Annotated in this window: 14 protein-coding genes and 2 tRNA genes; 5 read left to right on the forward strand and 11 right to left on the reverse strand. The window is 62.8% G+C overall.

Going from position 1 to position 19,918, the window contains the following annotated elements; genetic code table 11:
- Window positions 1-512 precede the first annotated feature (512 nt).
- Window positions 513-1,733, forward strand: a complete 1,221-nt coding sequence (locus tag FHU13_RS10690) for a phospholipase D family protein (RefSeq protein WP_183435833.1) — start codon at window positions 513-515, stop codon at window positions 1,731-1,733.
- 76 nt (window positions 1,734-1,809) lie between these two features.
- Here the strand turns inward: FHU13_RS10690 and FHU13_RS10695 are convergent, their stop codons facing one another.
- From FHU13_RS10695 to FHU13_RS10725, 7 genes are all read right to left on the reverse strand, one after another.
- Window positions 1,810-3,408 (reverse strand): TRM11 family methyltransferase, encoded by a 1,599-nt coding sequence (locus FHU13_RS10695; protein WP_183435834.1) that lies wholly within the window; start codon window positions 3,406-3,408, stop codon window positions 1,810-1,812.
- A 1-nt stretch (window position 3,409) separates the two neighbouring features.
- Window positions 3,410-4,798: a helix-turn-helix domain-containing protein gene (locus FHU13_RS10700; RefSeq protein ID WP_183435835.1), complete on the reverse strand. Its 1,389-nt coding sequence runs from the start codon at window positions 4,796-4,798 to the stop codon at window positions 3,410-3,412.
- Between the two features lie 769 nt (window positions 4,799-5,567).
- Window positions 5,568-8,324 (reverse strand): bifunctional DNA primase/polymerase, encoded by a 2,757-nt coding sequence (locus FHU13_RS10705; protein ID WP_246714601.1) that lies wholly within the window; start codon window positions 8,322-8,324, stop codon window positions 5,568-5,570.
- A gap of 160 nt (window positions 8,325-8,484) precedes the next feature.
- The gene (locus FHU13_RS10710) at window positions 8,485-9,318 is read right to left on the reverse strand and encodes a hypothetical protein (RefSeq protein ID WP_183435837.1); all 834 of its coding nucleotides are present in this window, start codon (window positions 9,316-9,318) and stop codon (window positions 8,485-8,487) included.
- Window positions 9,311-9,571, reverse strand: a complete 261-nt coding sequence (locus FHU13_RS10715) for an AlpA family transcriptional regulator (protein ID WP_183435838.1) — start codon at window positions 9,569-9,571, stop codon at window positions 9,311-9,313. The genes FHU13_RS10710 and FHU13_RS10715 overlap by 8 nt, the downstream gene beginning before the upstream one ends.
- 1,087 nt (window positions 9,572-10,658) lie before the next feature.
- Window positions 10,659-10,735, reverse strand: a tRNA-Arg gene (locus tag FHU13_RS10720).
- Window positions 10,736-10,781: 46 nt separating this feature from the next.
- Window positions 10,782-10,858: transfer RNA gene (locus FHU13_RS10725), tRNA-Pro, on the reverse strand.
- A gap of 583 nt (window positions 10,859-11,441) precedes the next feature.
- Between FHU13_RS10725 and FHU13_RS10730 the strand changes: the two genes are divergently transcribed.
- Entirely contained in the window at window positions 11,442-12,473 is a 1,032-nt protein-coding gene (locus tag FHU13_RS10730; RefSeq protein ID WP_312889580.1) for a LysR family transcriptional regulator, read from the forward strand.
- A 64-nt stretch (window positions 12,474-12,537) separates the two neighbouring features.
- On the opposite strand, the gene FHU13_RS10735 is transcribed toward FHU13_RS10730, so the two are convergent.
- The 3 genes from FHU13_RS10735 to fdxA form a co-directional block, all read right to left on the reverse strand.
- Window positions 12,538-13,410, reverse strand: coding sequence for an RNA polymerase factor sigma-32 (locus FHU13_RS10735; protein WP_183435840.1), 873 nt, complete (start codon window positions 13,408-13,410; stop codon window positions 12,538-12,540).
- 283 nt (window positions 13,411-13,693) lie between these two features.
- Window positions 13,694-14,284 carry a CarD family transcriptional regulator gene (locus FHU13_RS10740; protein ID WP_183435841.1) on the reverse strand — a complete coding sequence of 197 codons (591 nt, stop codon included), beginning with the start codon at window positions 14,282-14,284 and terminating at the stop codon, window positions 13,694-13,696.
- Between the two features lie 505 nt (window positions 14,285-14,789).
- The gene (gene fdxA, locus FHU13_RS10745) at window positions 14,790-15,128 is read right to left on the reverse strand and encodes a ferredoxin FdxA (RefSeq protein WP_017484287.1); all 339 of its coding nucleotides are present in this window, start codon (window positions 15,126-15,128) and stop codon (window positions 14,790-14,792) included.
- Window positions 15,129-15,608: 480 nt separating this feature from the next.
- Between fdxA and FHU13_RS10750 the strand changes: the two genes are divergently transcribed.
- The 3 genes from FHU13_RS10750 (at window position 15,609) to greA (ending at window position 17,816) form a co-directional block, all read left to right on the forward strand.
- Window positions 15,609-16,220, forward strand: a complete 612-nt coding sequence (locus FHU13_RS10750; protein WP_183435842.1) for a hypothetical protein — start codon at window positions 15,609-15,611, stop codon at window positions 16,218-16,220.
- Window positions 16,221-16,311: 91 nt separating this feature from the next.
- The gene (locus FHU13_RS10755) at window positions 16,312-17,298 is read left to right on the forward strand and encodes an MDR family oxidoreductase (RefSeq protein WP_183435843.1); all 987 of its coding nucleotides are present in this window, start codon (window positions 16,312-16,314) and stop codon (window positions 17,296-17,298) included.
- A gap of 53 nt (window positions 17,299-17,351) precedes the next feature.
- Window positions 17,352-17,816 (forward strand): transcription elongation factor GreA, encoded by a 465-nt coding sequence (gene greA / locus FHU13_RS10760; protein WP_183435844.1) that lies wholly within the window; start codon window positions 17,352-17,354, stop codon window positions 17,814-17,816.
- A 189-nt stretch (window positions 17,817-18,005) separates the two neighbouring features.
- Here greA and FHU13_RS10765 read toward each other — a convergent pair whose 3' ends face one another.
- Window positions 18,006-19,805, reverse strand: coding sequence for a methanol/ethanol family PQQ-dependent dehydrogenase (locus FHU13_RS10765; protein ID WP_183435845.1), 1,800 nt, complete (start codon window positions 19,803-19,805; stop codon window positions 18,006-18,008).
- Window positions 19,806-19,918 lie beyond the last annotated feature (113 nt).

Raw genomic sequence — 19,918 nt, forward strand, 5'->3', positions numbered from 1 at the left:
CCGGTGAGAACACTCGTCGGCAGGCCGATCTGAGGGCCGTCGACCCAATCCAACTCGGCCGAGGTCGAGAGCAACCCGGCCGCCACGCCTCGCATGCGCTCGCGCGAGAATGCTGAGCTGACGGGTGGCGATGATCCGCTACCTCGTCCAGGGAGCCTCACTGACCTACTCAGCGAATCCTACCCGCAGGGTGAGTTCATGGAGGGCTACGACGGTCAAATGATAGCTGACGCCGCCCATCTCGCTGTTTCACGCATCGGACCCTGCTCAACCCGCCGACTACCGCATCGGTAGACATACGTAGGAAGGATAATCGTCTCGAACGCGAATCGCCTCGGCTCCCTGCCAACTCGTACTTGCTGAAGCAGGTCGACTGCGCCGTATCGAGATTGAAGCGATCAAAGTATGCCCGTACCACGCGAAGCCACCTCAATGGCGACGGGGGCGAGTCTAGACCGCGCAACGCGAATCAGATTGCTAGCAGAGAGGAGCGCAACGAAAGGGCCAACAGCGTGGATTTTCTTCATCAACCTGCAGGCAACCAAAGGCTTGGCGATTTCTTGAAGGAAAATTTCGCTGCAAAGTGGCCAATTTTCAGAGCTGCTGTCGCCTTTGTGAAGCATTCAGGCACAAAGCACATCGTAGATGATCTAAAAGAATTCGCGAAAGACAGCAATTTTCAAATAATTGCCGGCATCGACCATCTTGGAACATCGCGCGAGGGGCTTGCCGACTTACTAGGTTCAGTAGAGGATAACTGCGAAGTTGTAATATTTCATAATAGGGCCTTTTCCACATTCCACCCGAAGCTGTATCTGTTCCGCTCCGACACGGCGGCGGAGGTGCTCGTCGGCTCGGGCAATCTGACAGAGGGTGGGCTGTTCACAAACTATGAGGCCGCTCTCCGAATTAGCTTGGATTTAAAAGTCGATAGTGACAACACAATCCTGCGTGAGATCGAATCTCGACTCGACACGTGGGCAGATACATCTGAAAGAACGGCCTTCCGGCTCGACGAACCGCTTCTCGACCGGCTCTGTGCACTCGGGATGGTTCCAACCGAGTCTTTCTCAGCCGCTGAAGATGCAGACGATGCACAAGATGGGGAGGTCGCCCGTGCCGGCCGGACGCGAGAAAATGGTCGAGAAGGCCCTACGGAGAATCCGTTCGCCTTCGTACCCGTTCAGCCTCCCCCTAGGAAAGCCAAGGTAATCGGAAGGGAGATTGATGAGCAGGATGAATCTCCGCGTCAATCAGCACCAGTAACAGCCGCCCCTGAGCCGGCACTTGCCGTTCGAGGATTCTGTTTAACGCTACAGCAAACAGATGTGGGAGTCGGGCAAACAACTACCGGGACGTCGAGGCGTTCGCCAGAGATATTCATCCCGCTGAAAGCGCGAGATGAGCAGCCAGATTTTTGGGGGTGGGATGGCCGCTTCGTCGAAACACCGACAACTTACCGGCGAGAAGGCATCCGCGTCAGGTTAGGGTCAGAAATATTAACCGTCTCGTTGTTGGGGTGGAAGGCAAAGCGTGATCTGCGGCTCGGGAGTGAGGCAATCAGAAGCGCGGCTAACGTTGGGGACATACTGCGCCTTGAGCTAGTCGATCCAAGTGCCGGCTACGAATACTATGTCGAGATAATACCTCAGGGAACGACACAGTTTTCTACTTTCGATCGAGTCTGCAAAACGGCTGTTCGGAACTCAAAAAAACGCTACGGCTATTACTAGAAACATCTAGGCGTCCGCCCCGCCATTTGACCTGAGTCGTGGCGGACGCCATGCATGAGTAAAGCGAAAATGCTAACTAGCTCTTTCTCAGTGATATGACGAATTCTGACGGGGTGGCGTTGGCGCGGAATATATCGCGTGAGCTGAGCATTTCCATTGAAAGCATTTCGGTGAGCGAAAATCCCGCCCCCATAGCAAGCTCGGCGAGGTGCTTAGCTGTCTCGATTAGAACCTCCTGCCCGCCGGCGACTGTACGATTGTTACCGACGATCATAAACATTTGGCCGCCCGATCTTAGTAGGCCGTAGTTTTGCGTGATTGCTTCCCTCATATCGAAGAAGTAGTTGGCGAGCAAAGCGGCCGTATTTCGTCTTCTAAACCCGGTGTCGGGCCCATCGTTCAAACGGCTAACTCTGTCAATTAGATCCTGAATGGACGCGGGTAGGAAAGATTTATTTCCTTTATAGTGTTCCCACATTCCTCTGCGTGTTTTTTCTGTGATTTCGCGATTGCCGATCATCAACTTATCCCGGCTTCGATGTTCAGGGCGACTCAATAGGCCGAGGTAGATCAGGCTGAGACGATCTGTATCGAGATAAGGCAGCGCGGTTGCATAAGGTGGAGATGTGATGATGGCGTCGACGCCCCCATAGTGATCAGGCAGAAGTGCGCAGGCAGTCCGAGCGTCGCCTTCTATCACTTTGTGTCGCCCAGGCACTCCTGCGCTGCTTTCCGTCAGAAAGGCTACAACGCTCTTTGCAGACCGGAGCGCCTCGTCAAGAAACCGCTTTATCACAAAGCCTGCGGGGATCGTCGTCTGTTCCTTGCGGACACGTAGATCAGCATCTTTCTGCCATGAAACTTCCCTCAGAATGTTGCTCAGGGATATGGTAAACAAATCCTGTGAGTGCATATGCGGAAGTGTGCGGATACAACTCTCCACAAAATCGAGTTCTTTCAAAACAGAGATGTCGAACCACTGAGATAAGTATTCTTGATCTTTCGTCGGCAGAGAGTTGTAGTGCCCGCGAGCACTCAAGTCGGGAACCTTGCGGCGAAGGCCCTGTGTCAATATTTCAAAGTCTGTGATTAGTATCCGCGGATCCGCGTGTAGAAGGTCGCATTTTACTTTGGATACATAGACGGATAGCGGATTCATATCCAAGCCGATAGCCGTCCGGCCCGAAGAAGCTGCTTCCACGATTGTGGTGCCGCTCCCGCACATCGGATCGACAACGGTACCATCTGATGGGACCCGCGCAATATTTATTAGAGATCGAACGAGCTGCGGAAAGAACTTACCTCGATATTCATGCAGGCCATGCGTTCCGTAGCGGAGGCACCGCTTGTTAGGCGCTTTGTGTTCCCGGATCGAGGAGATATGTGCCGGCATTTCATTGAGGGAGACGCCGTTCCGCGCTATCGCGTAAGTAGCTTCTCTCCTCAGCTGCTGTGTCTGTTCCGGGCGGCCTCCGTCCACTATCTCCCAATACGCGAGATGAGATTGCAGTACCTCAACTCCAGAGTTCAGCGGAACATAGAACTTCGAAGCCCGATCTGCGGACCCGTCGATTGGATGGGGATCTGTGCCGGTGAGAGAACGAAGCTCAGCAAGAGCAAGTTTGCGTTCAAAGGGTTGGATGTAAGGCTTGATGTCGCAGTTTATTTTTTGCATTTCATCGTGCTTTCTGCAGGATAAGAATGTTTTCTTTTCGTATTTTGCCGATCTTCGGATTGAAAGACTTCTTGGTTGCCTGCAGCTCCCGTGAGATCCGCGCGCATTCTTGAAAGCCCACTTGTGAAGCCGCCTCAGCCAATAAGGCCGCATTGTCTATGCGCTCACCGTTGATGGTAGAGTCGCCTATGACGAAGCAAGCATACTTGCGGTCTTTGAGATACGTGCGCAGCCACGTGAATATAAATCGGAACTCTCGTTTGAATGTTTCTGCAGTAGCTCTGTTCGAGCCTTTAGCGCTGTATTTTCTGTGACTTCCTATTTCTTCCTTCTTGAACTTTTCAGGGTCGTATCCGAGCCAGAGCATGCGGGTGCGGTGGTATAGATGATAGCTGTAAGCATTGGGATATGGCGGCGAGCAAACGACCAAATCACATGGGCCTATTTTAGGGGCGTCGAGCAAGCTTTCGTTGTATATTCGGCAAGAAAATCTGTCTTCTACAATGTCGGACAATTCAACCGCTGCCGGTATCGCACTATCTAGTTGGCTGATATAACGCCTTATAGTGTCCCCAGGCTGAATTTGCTTGTCTCTCCTGACATAGCGTGTGTCTGAGTCCTGCTTCGAAACAGCGACAATTATAGCTGATAATAAGGCTGAGCAGAATATGCGTAATTTTTCGTCGCTGATTAGACTCATCCGCAGCCTAATTTCGGCTAGCTCTTCGACCACATGGGGCTCGAACCAGAACTCACACATGTCGGCATCGGGACGCCAAGCCGCCGATAGAAATGGCTTTCCATCATAGAAGAGATTGCCCTCTCGCGGCCTGATGGTTCTCGATATATGTAGGCATTCATCGCGATGGCGAAGCGCCATTTCGATTTGACGATTCGATAAAGTTGTTGTTTTTGCTTTAGAGATGAGGGCGGCTAGTGGGTTGGCATCAACGCCAACAGCATTCCGCTTCAGCTGAAGGGCTTCCAGAAGGGTTGTCCCGCTTCCGCAAAAAATATCTGCGATTGTGTCGCCGACTGATGAAAGCTCCTGAATAAGAGCGTTCGGAATTTGCGGGATAAACTTCGCAGGGTAAGGGTGCAGACCGTGTGTTAGGTAGTTAGTTTTCGCGGCGTGGAAGTCCCAATCCAATCCGTTGAGTTTTTCTATCGTCAGGTCGGCCGCTTCAGTGCTTGCGGCGACGTCGGCGCAAGCCCGCTCCTTTGCGAAACGGGTGATCGCTCCGGCCTCAGCTACCGAGAAGCTCCGCCAACCGCGACCGTCACGGGCGGGCTCGGAAACGGCTCCGTCGCGGAGCCATCGCAGCAGGGTATCTTTGTGAACCCCCGCGAGATCGGCTACTTCTTGGGTGGAGAGCTGCTCGGCTTGCATATACCTGCATATACTCGGTGTTCGCAGGAGGGGGAGTATGCTGTGGCGCTTTTCCCGTTAAAAATCCGCTCGATCTCGGCGGCATTGAGCGGCGGCACTCCTCAGGCTCCAGCGAAGAGGATGAAAGGTACGGCCCACGGCTCATGCGCCGGGGCCGTAACCGTTTCAAACCGGTGGTCTGCGGTGGATTCGTGGTGGCCGCTATGCCGATAGGGCTGCCGAAGGGAGGTGGCGTAGCGCCTTAGCCTCAATCTGCCACTTAGCTACTTTTGGGCGGCATCCGCTACGATTGTGAGACAGCGTCCACCTATTCGGGTTGCGTCCTTGCCGTAGGGTTGAGGGAAAGCTCTTTGAGTGCGGCAAGGTGCATTGCACCTAGATCCACGTTTGCGACCTTGGCTTGAAGATTTGCCATCGGCTTTCCGTGGCCGCGATCAAGTACGGCGTTCGCCGCAGCAACTCGTGCAGCCGGGGGCGCAGCGCCGTCCATGGCGACTTCCACTAAGACTGCGAGCATCGCTGTTGTGTGCACGCGCGCTGCTTCCTTCACCTCCGGCGCGATTGGTGCCCTACCGCTCGGGTTCGGCGACGGGGCGCCGCGTCGGAAGCGCCCGTTGGACTCGCGCACGGGAATCGGCACGGGGGGCAGCTCGGCCCTGATCCCGCCTGATAGCAGGGGGCGGTTTGCTTCGCCGGTAATTTGGAGATGGGGGAGTTGGGGGATTCGGGGGGATTTTTTCGTCGTTCCCATATTATTATCACCTTCTCTTCAGAGTTCGACTTCTCGGGAGGGGTTGAAAAGTCCCCCATTATCCCCCTGATCCCCCACCCCCGGCTGCAGATTGACCTCGGTCGCGCGGCTGACGCGGTAGAGGTGCCCGCGCTTGGCATCGTTGCGGGCGCGGTCGAGACGCAAGCCGTCCACCACGCGCCCCTCATGCTTGCCGAGGTAGCGCCCGACCGCGGCGGCATCCGCGACGCCGCGCCCGATCCGCTCCTCCGCAAGCGCCTCACGCAGCGCCATCGTGAGCATCGGCCGCGGTGCTAAGGCGCCCTCACCGGTCGGCACTTCGAATTCGCTGCTCGCGGGACTCGGCAGGATGTCCCGAGCGCCGAACGGTGCCCCATATCCGACTGCACCTGCGAGGGCGCTGAGCACGGCGCCGAGGCGTGTCAGCACCGGATCGGCCTCACGCAAGCTCGCGGTCACGTCGAGTGGGTCGGCCTCGCCGAGCCACACGAGCGCCGCGCGAACGTAGCGCGACCACTCCTCGAAGCTGCCGTAGGCGGATGGCAGTTTCAGCACGCCAGGAAAGCCGCAGTGCGCGTGAGCCGCGAGCACCGTCAACGCGGCCCGCACGAGTGCCGAACGCTCGGCTGCTGCTCTCTCGGCCGGGTCAAAGGGGAATGTCCGCAATTCGGGACGCTCCACCCCCGGATCGATCCGGCAGGTCAGCACCCGCCGCGCCATGTCCCCACGGACCACGAGGTTGTTGCCCGTGGCGCAGAGCGTCAGCCGATGCTCGACCGTGACCGTACGCGACGTGCCGAGCGGCCGGATCGAGAGCCGCTCCTGCGTCAGCACCGCGTTCAGTGTGTCGCCCTCAAGCGGCTGCTCCACATTGTCGATGTTCAGCAGCGGAGCCCCCTCGAGGACCTTGCCAAACAGGTGCTTCTCGAACTCAGCGGCCGAGACCCCCTGCGTCATGGACTGCGCCCGCGCCCCGGTCAGCAACACGGCGATGGCGTCAACGAGCTTGCTCTTGCCGACGCCCGGCCCGGTGCCGTTGAAGGCGAACAACGGTCCCCTCACGCCGGCGTGAACGGCGAAGGGCGTCAGCAGGGCCGCGAGCGCCACACTGCGATCCGCCGGGGTAGCGAAGCGGTAGTGCGAGAACAGCGCAGCGATCATATCGAGCGCGGCCCTCGCTGCCCGGCGCGCGTCCGCCTCGTTCAGCCACTTCGTCGAATCCGGCGCCACGAAGCCGGGCAGCGTTTCGGCGAGGTAGACGCCGCTCTCCGGGTCGAAGCCCGGTGCTGACACGATGCGACCCGACCGCGCTAAGGTCGGCGCCTGCACGAGCGCGCCGATCGTCGGCAAGTCCCACTGCCCGCGATCGAGATAGGCTGATGCGATCTGATTTGCGAGAACGGCAGGCACCTCGGCCCCCTTCCGCCCCGGTCGGCGCACGTCGAAGTGCCGGGAAGCGAACTCCGTCAGGTTTGCCACCGTCATAATGTGCAGGCCGCTCGCGCTCGCCTCACGGCCGCACCTGTCGCGATAGCGGCTTCGGGCCACTGTGACCGGTCCGCCGCGCTGATAGAGCGGCAGGTGGCGCTCAACCACCGATGCCTCAAAGGCGTCGAGCACCGCTGCAATATCTGCATCCTGTAGGAGCACCGGTCGCGGGCACCTGTCGGTGCTGCCCGGCATGTCGTTGTCGTTGATCGGCATGCCCGTGAAGTCGAGCTTGGCGAGGAAGGTCGCCCCGTCCGCCCACCCGTGCTTACGCATCAGGTGCACGGCCTCCTGCAGCCCGAGATAGGCGGGCGGCTCGCTTTCCACGAGAACCCGCTGCAGGGCCTCCGGGTCGGCGGTGCCGGGGCGAGATTCCTCTCGGTCCTGAAACTCCTGCAGGGCGTCAAAGACGGCTTCGTCGCCTACAGCCTCGCGGCAGCAGCGGGCGATGGTCTTGCTGAAGTTCGCCCACGTCCCGCGGTCGAGGTCGTTTCGCACCTGTCCGAGGGCACGCAGCAGCGCGCGAGCCGCCCATTCCGGCAGCGATGGGTGCTCGGCAGTGGTCTCACTCATTAGATTGCGGCCGGTCATGCGCGCAGCCGACTGAGCCTGCTGCGCCGGAGCACCTCCTGCGACTACCATCGCAGCGTCAACTTCTGCGATCATCGCTTCGAGCTGCGCCACGGTTAGGTGCGGGAGTTCGGTCGGCTCCATCTCCACGATGCTGCGCCCCCGCTCCCACTCGTAGGGCACCCCCGAGGGATGCATGCCGTGGATCACTGCCTGACGGCCGGCGCCGAGCACTTCCACCATCTCCGCCTTGCCGTCAGGCGTGTCAGTGAACCGAAACTTGCTCCCCTGCCGCAACGACACTGCCTCGCCTTCCTCAGTGCGGACGCGGACGAAGACGGCTCCCGCTTTTGCCCGGTTCCCGTGCCGCAGGGGCGCTCCCGGGGCGTAGCGCCGCACGATCGCGAGTACGGCGCGTTGGGCCGCGCGGTTCATCACGTCCAAGTCGAGAGCGACCACGTGCTCGTTCTCGGGAAGTCGGGCATGACGGCCGAGGATGAGCCCCATGCTAGCTGTAGCGCGGTCTGCCCACGCCCTGATCTCGGCAGAGTGCGGAACGTTGCGGAGCTGCCATCCTTTCAAGCGCGGTCCTTTCTGACCGGCTTCAATCAAGACAACCCGCCATCCCCCGGCCGCAGCCACCACTCCGTACTGCGGCCACGGATTGCAGCCAAAGGTATTTCCAAGAGTATTTTCCTTTGCCTTTTGAGCGCCCATCGCCTAAATTTACTCCGCTTAGATACATCCGATCAGGCTGACTTCCGCAGGGCGAGGACAGAACCTCGCCCTGCTCTTTGTCTGCCGGTGATTTTGTTTGAGAAGACGGAATTTCGAGGTGTCGGAAAAAACGGAATATTGGGTTAGTATCATTTTGTTGTCAGGCGGCGGCCCTCCTCGGCGGCACGGCCTTGATCCGTTCAAGCACAGCCTCCAAATCCTCGAACCGGGCTCCATAGGACTGCTGCACGCCGCGCACGCCGTGAGCTGATAGGTCCAAAACCTTGTTCGGCACGTGGGTGAAGCTCCCGCCTCCGTGAAGGCGAACGTCGCAGGCACCGGGGAGCGGCAGCGTTGTGAGGAGCGGTTCGGGCGCGGCTGTACCGCTCACAGCCTCCGCGAAGGCGCGAGTGAGCCTGTTATAGGCCCGGGCCCGCTTCACGTCTCCGTGGAGGAAATCGGGCAAGTCGGTGAACCACACCGCCCAACACTCGGCCGGGCTGTAGCCGAAGACGTAGAGTGGGACGGCGTTCGCGCGGCTGAAGCGCAAGTTAACCTCAGCCCAAGGCAGTTCATCCTCGTACGCGTACCCTTCCGGGAAGCCGTTGTGATGGGCGACCGGGAGAAAGGGCAGCTTCACCGGAATGCCGCGCACCGACCGGATATCGGCATGCGTGGGCATGTCGAGAACGCCCGTGCTGACCGTATTAAACAGCGCACGCATGTCTGCTGCGTCCACACGGCCGGCGAGGATGTAGGCTTGCTCCGCCGCGCTGTTGTCCGCGGCGCGGAGATGCACCCCGCAGACGGGACCGAATTGGCCGAAGCTGCCGAACTTGTCTCGCCAAACGGGCGGCACGTTGAGCGCGTCCCCGAGCCGATCACGCTTGGTCAGTGCGGCGAGGCCAAATTGCAACTCGTCATGCCGGAAGACGCCCGTGGGCACGCCGTGCGACGGCACCGGCACGGGTGGGAATGCGGACGGCTCAACCATGACGCAACTCCGCGGCGGGCTCGACGCGGTTCGTCTCGACGTAGCATGTTAGGTCGCTCTGCCTATAGCCGATGCGCTTCTCGCCGAGCGCGATCCACGCCGGACCGACCCCATCGGCCCGCCATCTCCCCAAGGTACGGGAAGACACGCCGAGGTACGTGGCCGTCTCGTTTTCGCTGACAATGCGATCCCGCAGTGGGCTACTCAGCAGAGACGTAAAATCGCGCTGCTGCTTATTTTCAAATGCTTCCATACTCTATCCTCATCAATCGCCATTAGCAGCGATAGAGGCCATACCCTGACAGATGGTCTTGCTCGCTGTAAGATCAGCGGGCTCGATTAGACGAAGGGCCGCCTGTGCGGCCTGTCTGTATGACCTCCCGCCATGCGCTCCGCGATGAGACGGCAAACTTCTGAGGCCGGATAGGCGATGCGGCGTGATGTGATCCGTACGTATCGGACCTCGCCGTCGCGCCGCATCTGCCAAGCTTTGGTGCGACCGATCCCGCCCAACCGGCGACGAAATTCCGGGTCCGACAGCAGCCTGTCAGCATCATCGGGGTAGCATTCTTTGTTCATCGGTAACCTCGCGTCGTCAGGCGCACGCCGTATTCCCGCCTGCGATTCAGAATGTGCACCGATGTTCGCTCTCACGTAAAGTACAAAACATGAACGACCGCGGATGAGTCGGCTGCATTACTTTACACATTGGGGTATGGATTGAGATTGTCAGAAAATTTCTATATTTTTTATGGTGTTGCTTGGTTTGGACCTCGCCCGGGTACGGGGTATAAAGTGAGGTCGGGCGGACGCAGCCTGTGCGCCCATAGACATGCGTAGCGGTAGAGACACTCCGCGTGCGAGGCGCCCCAAGGGGGCCCCAACCGGCGGGGGGGGCATGGGGAGGGGTGTCAGGAGTGTGAGGGGGGCTACATCGCGTGGACGGCCACGTCCCGTGCAGTAGCAGACAGTGTGCGGCGGCTATGTGCCGGTATCAGGGGCGCTTGGGCCTGCCCGAGACGGCAAGGTGCGGCGCTCCACGCAATCCATGGCGCCAGGCGCACCAGCAGCCACCAAACCATGCAAGGCTGCTGACTGCGCTACGACGATTGATGGCCGCTTATCTCCACAGCCCCGAAGGACCAACAGCGAAGCCGGCCAACGCCCGGGATGAGCGGCTCCGGCGGAGGCTGCCTGTAAAGGCCGGCTCAACTCTGCGGGCAGCCCTCAAACCACCAACTGCCGAATTTCAGTCGTTTGCTAGTCGTCGGCCTGCAAAGGCACTCCGATCGCGTCTGACCAGCACCTTGCTAACTGATTGATATCACTCGAGAAGAGAGTGGCGCGCCCGAAAGGATTCGAACCTCTGACCCCCAGATTCGTAGTCTGGTGCTCTATCCAGCTGAGCTACGGGCGCCCTATTTTCATCTCTCGACGCCTTTTCAGGCGCTTCTCTTCTTGCTTGGTCGGAGTGGCAGGATTTGAACCTGCGACCCCCACGTCCCGAACGTGGTGCGCTACCAGACTGCGCTACACTCCGATGCCGCCCCCCGAGGGCCGGCGAGCGGGCTTATAGCCGGCACTTTTCATGGTCGCAAGCGGGTCGCCGCCTTTCGTGGCGGTTCTTTCGGAAAAGGATAGCCATTTGAGCCCTGAAGGCGCGATCAAACTATGCCTAAGATGATGTAAAATAAGGATATTCAAAAAATTTCATGCCTTGGGCGATGGCGGTGCGGCGCGGGGGGCGATGCGAGCCTACCGGCCGTCCTCCGCACCGCCCATCTCACCTCTCGGCCCTGATCGCATGCTCCGATGCCTGTCGGCTCGAGCGCAGCTCCCCGCGCGGCCGCCTTGTTGGGCAAGTTGGGCAAGGAGCAAATCGTGCCGCACCAGGGGTGATTCAGGCCGGGACTGGATCGCGTTCGCCCCGGAGGGGTGAGCAGCCTCGCATCGCCGCAGCTCACTCCTTGATGCGGCCTCCCTCGATATCGAGTGGCGGATCGTGTTTTGCAATTAAGGATTGCAGAAGCATTTTTCCATCAGGCGAAACAATTTTTCCGCGCGAACTCCGCGATGCTCGCTGTGGTTATAAGCGGATGTGATAGACGCGAGGAGGGTTGCGCGTGGCTTCCGTTCAGCGGCCGGGTGCGCAGTCACGTAATGACTGGGTGGACCGCGCAAAGATGCCGCATCCTCAACTGCTGCGCGACATGGCTCTCTTCGTCGAAGTCGCCCGAAGAAAAAGCTTTAGTCAGGCTGCCGCGGCGCTCGGAATGCCGATTTCCTCCCTGTCGCGCCGAATTACGATGTTTGAGTCGACGGTAGGGCTGCGGCTTCTGGATCGCACCACCCGCAAGCTGGCGTTGACCTCCTACGGCGAAGCCTACCTCGCGCAGGTCTCCCGCCTCGTCGATGAGGCGCAGCGGACCTTCGACGACATGATGGCCGTGGCCAAGGGGCCAAGCGGCTTTCTCAAGATCGCGGCGCCGCCGGATTTCTGGGTGCTGCGCCATCTGTCGGGGGTGATCACGGAGTTCTCCGCTCTCCACGAGCACATCCACGTCCATGTCGACCTGAAGCCGGCGCCCGTCGATCTGGTGAGCGACAATTATGATCTTGCCGTTGCCATCGAGGAGCCTCGTGAGACGTCGCTGATCGTGCGCAAGGTCGCCGAGGTCGAGAACGGCATCTTCGGTTCACCCGCCTACCTCGCCGAGCGCGGCGCGCCGATGACGCCGTTCGATCTCGAGAAGCATCAGGTCATCTTGCCGATGCAGGGCACCTCCGCGACCTGGACGCTCAGCCGCGGTGGCGAGTCCGTCGCGATCACCGTGGGCGGTCCTCTGTCCTGCAACTCGCTGAGCCTCGCCCGGCGCTTCGCCGTGGCCGGACAGGGGCTGACCCGGGCCAACGTCATCAACGTCGACAACGACCTCTCCACGGCCCGCCTTCAGCGCGTGCTGCCGGATTGGAATCTGCCGGCGACGCCCGTCTACTTCGTGACCACCTCGCGTCTCCTGCCGGCGAAGGCACGAAGCTTCATCGATTTCGCCACGAAACGGCTTGCGGCCGTGCTTGCCAATGCCTCGGGTGATACGCGCCGCGGCAGCGCGCGCGCGCCGGATCGTTCCGTCGAGCGCGCCGCCCTCTCCTGAAGACACTCCGAACGGCAAGAGGACGCCGCTGCGGCGTCCTCCTTCCATCGAACCGATCCGGAATTCAGGCGTAGACGCTGCTCGGCGCCTGCGGGAACTTCTCGGCGAGGGCCCGGCGCAGCTTCTCCAGGGCCCTGTTCTCGATCTGCCGGACGCGCTCCTTCGAGATGCCGAGACGGTGGCCCAGCGCTTCGAGGGTCGCCTGATCCTCGGCGAGACGCCGTTCCCGCAAGATGCGCAGCTCGCGCTCGGAGAGCACGGTCAGCGCCTGTCGCAGCCAGACGAGGCGCCGCTCGCCATCGACCAGCGCCGAGACCGTCTCATCGGGCAGGGCAGCGCTATCGACCAGGAAGTCCATCCGCTCGGAGGACGCCTCGCTCTCCTCGCCCACGGGGGCGTTCAACGACATGTCCGGGCCGGACAGGCGCGCATCCATCAGCGCCACGTCCTCGCGGGAGACGCCGATCGCGCTGGCGATCCGGCCGTGGATCTCCGAGCCGACCTGCTCCTCGGTCGACTGCATCAGTCGGGCGCGCAGGCGGCGCAGGTTGAAGAACAGCGCCTTCTGCGCGGAACTGGTTCCGCCGCGCACGATCGACCAGTTGCGCAGGATGTAGTCCTGGATCGAGGCGCGGATCCACCACGTGGCGTAGGTGGAGAAACGAACATCCCGCTCCGGCTCGAACCGGGCGGCCGCCTCCATCAGGCCGACATGCCCCTCCTGGACGAGGTCGGCCATCGGCAGGCCGTAATGGCGGAAGCGGCCGGCGAGGGCGATCACGAGGCGCATATGTGCGGAGATCAGGCGGTGCAGGGCGCGCTCGTCGCGCGCCTCCTTCCAGGCCACTGCCAACCCGCGTTCTTCTTCCCTCGCAAGGAACGGCGCCTCCATCGCTGTCCGAATGAACTGACGCCGCATCCCCGCGATCTCTGCCATCCCCGCCTCTCTCGTTCGAGCATTCTTGGTTCGAGCGTTTCGGATCAGCCCGCTTGAGCCCTTTGGTCGGCGACACGCCGAGCCGGGCATAGGGGCAAGCCATCCGTGGCAGAGGCACAACACATCCGTGCGACGCTTGTTCCCTGCGGGCGCGTGGCGCCGAAGGCGAAATGATCAAGAGCTCTACGGGCGGCGCATGAAAAAAGGGCCCGGCGTGATGCCGGACCCTCTGGATGAACAAATGCAAATCGTGCAGCGGCGCGATTCGCGGAGTGGCGCCGTCTCAGGCAGCCTCCTCCTGCACGTCGTCGTCGCCCTCGGCATCGGCTTCCGCGTCGGCCTTGGCGCGGCGCGGCGACTTGGCGAGGCTCTGCTCAATCAGCTTGAGCGCCTCCGTCTCGGTGATCTTGTTCACCGAGGAGATCTCGCGCACGACTCGGTCGAGGGCGGCTTCGTAGAGCTGGCGCTCGCTGTAGGACTGCTCGGGCTGAGCTTCGGAGCGATAGAGGTCACGCACCACTTCCGTCACCGAGATCAGGTCGCCGGAATTGATCTTGGCTTCGTATTCCTGCGCCCGGCGCGACCACATCGTCCGCTTGATGCGAGCGCGTCCGGTCAGCACGTCGAGGGCCTTCTTGACGAGCTCGGGCTCCGCGAGCTTGCGCATGCCGACGCTGTTGGCCTTCGCGGTGGGCACGCGCAGAACCATCTTGTCCTTCTCGAACGAGACGACGAACAATTCGAGCTTGTAGCCCGCGATCTCCTGTTCCTCGATCGCAGTGATCCGCCCGACGCCATGCGCCGGATACACGACCGCCTCGCCGGTCTTGAAGCCTTGGCGGCCTGCTACCGTCGTCTTCTTGGCTGTGGTCATGCGGAATGAGCCTCCACTGTCATCCACGCGGGGCGCGTCCACGCCCGCACGCTCGTCACCTCCGGGGCGGGACACCCGGCGCCTGCCCCTGTCCGGCAGCGCGCCATCAAGGCGCTGGCCGGTTCCCGGGCTCTCGCGTTGCTCCCACCACACGAAAGAACGCGCCGGGAGCGAAATGCTTCCGGCGGTCGATCGCAGCCAACCTCTTTTCCAGGAAGATGGAACTCGCCTCGTGAGCGAGAGGAGGGGGGCGCATCGGGCGTGAGCGACGGCAAGCCCTCATATAGCACGAACGGGCCGGCGAATCAAAGGATTGCCGGCGCGCGAACGCGTCTCCGCCTGGGAGGATCGAAGGTTTTGCACGGCTCGGAAAGAGCGTCGCCGGCGCATCCGGCGGATCTTTCGGGGGAGGCCGTGGCGCGTTCGAATATCCTATCCGGAGTGGCGGCCTGCGGCGAGAGGCCGCTTCGCTCCGGAGGGCATCTCCGCCGCGGAGCCGAGGCGGTCAGTCGCCCGAGCCGGGATTGGGCGAGAAATGTGCCTCCAGCTTGCCGCTCACACCGTCCCACTGCTTGGCGTCGGCGGGCGCATCCTTCTTCTGGGTGATGTTCGGCCAGGTCTTGGCGTAGTCGGCGTTCAGCTTCAGCCAGCTCTCAAGGTTGCCCTCGGTGTCGGGCTTGATCGCCTCGGCGGGGCATTCCGGCTCGCAGACGCCGCAATCGATGCATTCGTCGGGATGGATGACGAGCATGTTCTCGCCCTCGTAGAAGCAATCCACGGGGCACACCTCGACGCAGTCCATGTACTTGCACTTGATGCAGTTGTCGGTGACGACGTAGGTCATGGGCCGTTCGGTCCTCAAAATCCGCTTGTCTGCCGCTTACCTCGGCGGGGTCGGGCGCGCTCCTCGCCGGCCCGCCACCCGCTCGCGGATGGGATCCCCTGATGCGGCGGTTTCAAGCGTTCCGGGCGCCGCCGCCGCCCGATTTGGAAGCGCTCTAGCCCCTGGCCGGTGGGCTGACAAGCGCGCCCTACCGCCCGCCCTCCCCTGCGCGGCGCGGAGGGCTTTTCGGCAACGCCCTCGCTCCTGCCCCGGTCTCTGTCCGAACCCGCCTGTCAGCATGAATTCGAAGTCGAGCCGCCGTGTTCAGATCTGCGTAGTCTTAGCCGTTGGTTAATTTTACTGTCTTCGACAATTGAGCTTGTCCGACAGGCAGCCTTGGCCGCTTTCTGCACGTCGAATGGCATGCCATGCAAGTCCCGGTCGGGGCTCGCGGTGGCGCCAAGGTCATTCTGACGTCGCGTCGTGTTCCGAGGTTGTTCCATGGCCGCCCCCCTGCTCCGCCCGAGCCTCTTCCCCTCCCTTGCCCTTGCTGCTGCCTCGGTGGCCGCCTTTGCCGTGCCCGCGCAGGCCGGAGGAGGCTGCGTCAGCGCCGAGTGCTATCGCCGCGTCGTGACGCCGCCGATCTACGACACCGTTGCGGAACGGGTACTGGTCCAGCCGCCGCGCACCGTCTACCGCACGACGCCGCCGGTCTACGATACGGTGACCGAGCGGGTGCTGGTTGCGCCCGGCGGTCGCCGCTGGGAGACGCGCACGGACGCCTATGGCCAACTCGTCGGCTGCTGGGTCACCACGCCGCCGCGCTACGCGGTGCAGACCCGCCGCGTGCTCGTGCGCCCGCCGGAGGCGATCCCGCAGACCCTGCCGCCGGTCTACGCGACCACGCAGCGCCGCATTCTGGTGCAGCCCGCTCGCGCCGCCTGGGTGCCGGCCGCCGCGCCCGCTGCCGGGCCGGATTTCGGCTCCGGTCCCGGCTACGGCCCCCTCGGAGTCGGCTCGATCCCGGACGCCTTCGGCCTTGCCGGCGCTTCCTCCGCGGACATCGCGGTGGGCCTGGGCTTCTCGCAAGGCAGCATCTACGACGGGTATTGAGGGCGCGCTCTCGGCCGCCTTCGGCGGCGGCCTTGATTCGAGGCGGGCTTGCCGTAGCTCTCTTCCCGGCGCGAGCGGGGGAGGAGTGGATATGGCGGCGTTCAGGGCCTGGGTGATCGAGAAAGGCGAGGCCGGTCAGAGCCTCGCCTTGCGCGACTTCGACGAGGCCGACCTGATGGACGGCGACGTCACCGTGCAGGTCTCCCATTCGGGCCTGAACTACAAGGACGGGCTCGCCATGACCGGTCGGATGCCGGTGGTGCGCCGCTTCCCCATGATCCCCGGCATCGACTTCGCCGGGACCGTCGAGGACTCGGCCCATCCCGATTACAAGTCGGGCGACGCGGTGGTGCTCACCGGCTGGGGCGTCGGCGAAACCCATCTCGGCGGGCTGGCCGAGCGCGCCCGGCTGCGCGGTGACTGGCTGGTGCCCCTCCCCGCGGGGCTGAGCCCGGCCGAGGCGATGGCGATCGGCACCGCGGGCTACACGGCGATGCTTTCGGTTCTCGCCCTTGAGCGGCACGGGCTCACGCCCGAGGCCGGGCCGGCGCTGGTGACCGGCGCCTCCGGCGGCGTCGGCTCGGTGGCGGTGGCGCTGCTGAAGCGCGCCGGCTGGCACGTGATCGCCGCGACGGGCCGGGCCGGCGAGGCTGACTATCTGAAGAGCCTCGGCGCGGCGGAGATCCTGGAGCGCGAGGCGCTCGCGGGCGAGCCGCGTCCGCTCGGAAGGGAGCGCTGGGCGGCCGGGATCGACGCGGTCGGCGGCCGCGTGCTCGCCAACGCCCTGTCGATGACGCGGGGTGGCGGCGCCATCGCCGCCTGCGGCAATGCCGGCGGCATGGATCTGCCGAGTTCGGTCGCACCTTTCATCCTGCGGGGCGTCTCGCTTCTCGGCATCAACAGCGTGACGACCCCCCAGAAATCCCGCCGAGAGGCGTGGGACCGCCTCTCGCGCGACCTCGACCGGGATCTCCTGCAGCGGATGACGCGGACGGTCTCCCTGGAAGAGGCCGGCGGCCTCGCCGAGACTTTGCTCGACGGTCAGGTGCGGGGGCGCACGGTCGTCGCGATCGGCTGAGCCGCGTCCCGGCGCACGGGAACCGCGGCGCAGGCTTGAGCATTGCGTATCTTATGAGCAGAGCATTCGTCCGTGAGCCGGAAGGCGGCGAGGCCTTCGAGGATCTTCCCGACCGCCCCATCTCCTCCCATCCCAACTACGTCACGCCGGAGGGCCTCGCACGGATCGAGGCCGAGGTGGCGCGGTTAGAGGCGGAGCTGTCCGGCCTCTCGCCCCAGCAGGACAAGGCGGACCATGCCCGCCTCTCGCGCGACCTGCGCTACTGGAGCGCGCGGAAAAACTCGGCCGAACTCGTCGATGCGTTCGAGGGCGATACCGTGCGCTTCGGCGCGACGGTGACCGTGCTGCGCGAGGACGACACGCGCCAGACCTTCCGCATCGTCGGTGAGGACGAGGCCGACCCCTCGGCCGGCTCGATCTCCTACGTCGCGCCGCTCGCCCGCGCGCTGACCGGCAAGAGCGTCGGCGACACCGTGACGGTGAACGACCACGAGTTCGAGATCGCCGAGATACGCTGAGCCAGATCTGCTGAGGTTGAGAAAAGAAACGGCGCCTCCCATGGAAGGGAGTGCGCCGTGTTCCCGTCCGCCCGGCCGAGGGGCCGGAGGATGTCGCCGCCGGGCGGGGCGGGAACCAGTTCCTGTCGCAAACATGCCCCTCGCGTTGGGTGGGAGGCGCGGATCGAAGGCCCGCGCCCCGTATCGGGTTCAGTTCGGCAGGGCGAAGACCGTGAGCTGTCCGCCGAGATTGGTGTAGCTCGACAGGCCCGCATAGCCGCCCACGGCGCCAAGGCCGGCATTCGGATCGGTCAGGCCGGCCGCGAGGCCGATACCGGCCCAGCCGCCGACGCCCGACAGGACGCCCACGTACTGCTTGCCCTTGTGCTCGTAGGTCATCACGTTGCCGATGATGCCGGAGGCGGTCTTGAACTTGTAGAGTTCCTTGCCCGACTTGGCGTCTACCGCCTTCAGGTAGCCCTCGAGCGTGCCGTAGAAGACCACGTCACCGGCGGTGGCGAGCGCGCCCGACCAGACCGAGAACTGCTCGGGGTTCGACCACTTGATCTTACCCTGGATGTTGTCCCAGGCGATGAAGTTACCCATGCCACCGTGCGAGCCCGGAGCCGGGTACATCGAGAGGGTGGCGCCGACATAGGGCTGGCCGGGCGTGTAGGTGACGCGGAACGGCTCGTAATCCATGCAGACGTGATTGGTCGGCACGTAGAACAGGTTGGTCTTCGGCGAGAAGGCCGCCGGCTGCTGGTCCTTGGAGCCGAGGGCTGCCGGGCAGATCCCCTTGGTGTTGACGTCCTCGCCGCTCTGGTCGGTCGAGTACTTGGCCACCACCTGCGGGCGCCCGGTCTTGAGATCGACCTTGGTGGCCCAGTTCACCACCGGATCGAATTTCTCCGCCACTAGAAGCTCACCGGTGGCGCGGTCGAGGGTGTAGGCGAAGCCGTTGCGGTCGAAGTGCGTCAGGAGCGGGCGCTCCTTCCCATCGACCTTCTGGTCCGTGAGGATCATCTCATTGATGCCGTCGTAGTCCCACTCGTCGTGGGGCGTCATCTGATAGATCCACCGAGCCATGCCGGTATCGGGATCGCGGGCGAAGATCGCCATCGTCCACTTGTTGTCGCCCGGGCGCTGCTTCGGGTTCCAGGTCGAGGGGTTGGCGGTGCCGTAATAGACGAGGTTCAGCTTCGGATCGTAGGAATACCAGCCCCAGGTGGCGCCGCCGCCGGTCTTCCACTGATCGCCTTCCCAGGTCTTCAGCGAGGAATCCTTGCCGATCGGCTTGCCGAGTTCGGTGGTCTTCTGCGGATCGACCAGCATCTCGTCGTCGGGCCCGACCGAGTAACCGCGCCAGACCCGCTTGCCGGTCTTGGCGTCGTAGGCGGTGATGTGGCCGCGGATGCCGTACTCAGCCCCTGAGATGCCGACGATGATCTTGTCCTTCACCGGCAGCACGGTGGCGGTGTTGGTCTCGCCGATCTTCGAGTCGCCGTTCTTGACCGACCAGTTGACCTTGCCGGTCTTGGCATCGAGCGAGACCAGCGTGGTGTCGGCTTGGTGCAGGATGATCGCCCCGTCGGCGTAGGCGAGCCCGCGATAGACCGTGTCGCAGCACATCACCGGGATCACCGCCGGGTCCTGCTTCGGCTCATATTTCCAGACGATCTTACCGCCCTGATCGAGGTCGAGCGCGTAGACGAGGTTCGGAAACGGCGTGTGCAGGTACATCATGTTGCCGATGACGAGAGGGGAGCCCTCGTGGCCGCGCAGCACGCCGGTCGAGAAGCTCCAGGCCACCTGCAGATTCTTGACGTTGGACGCGTTGATCTGGTCGAGCTTGGAATAGCGGGTGTTGGCGTAGTCGACCGTCTGGAGCACCTGCTCCGCCGGGTTGGCAATCCGCTTCGCCACGTCCTCGTTGGCAAGGATGGGCGAGAGGGAGGCCGGCGACAGGCCGGCGGCCAGGGTGAGCGCCAGCAGCGAGACGCGTTTCATCGGGGTTCCTCCACAGGCATCTGTTGTCGTTGAGCCCGGTCGTGCGAGCGGCGGAGGGCCGGGTTCCGTTGCCGCCGGGCGCTCTCAAGAAGATCTCAAGATCCGTTCGCGGT

Source organism: Methylobacterium sp. R2-1 (assembly GCF_014191355.1).
Taxonomy (GTDB): Bacteria; Pseudomonadota; Alphaproteobacteria; order Rhizobiales; family Beijerinckiaceae; genus Methylobacterium.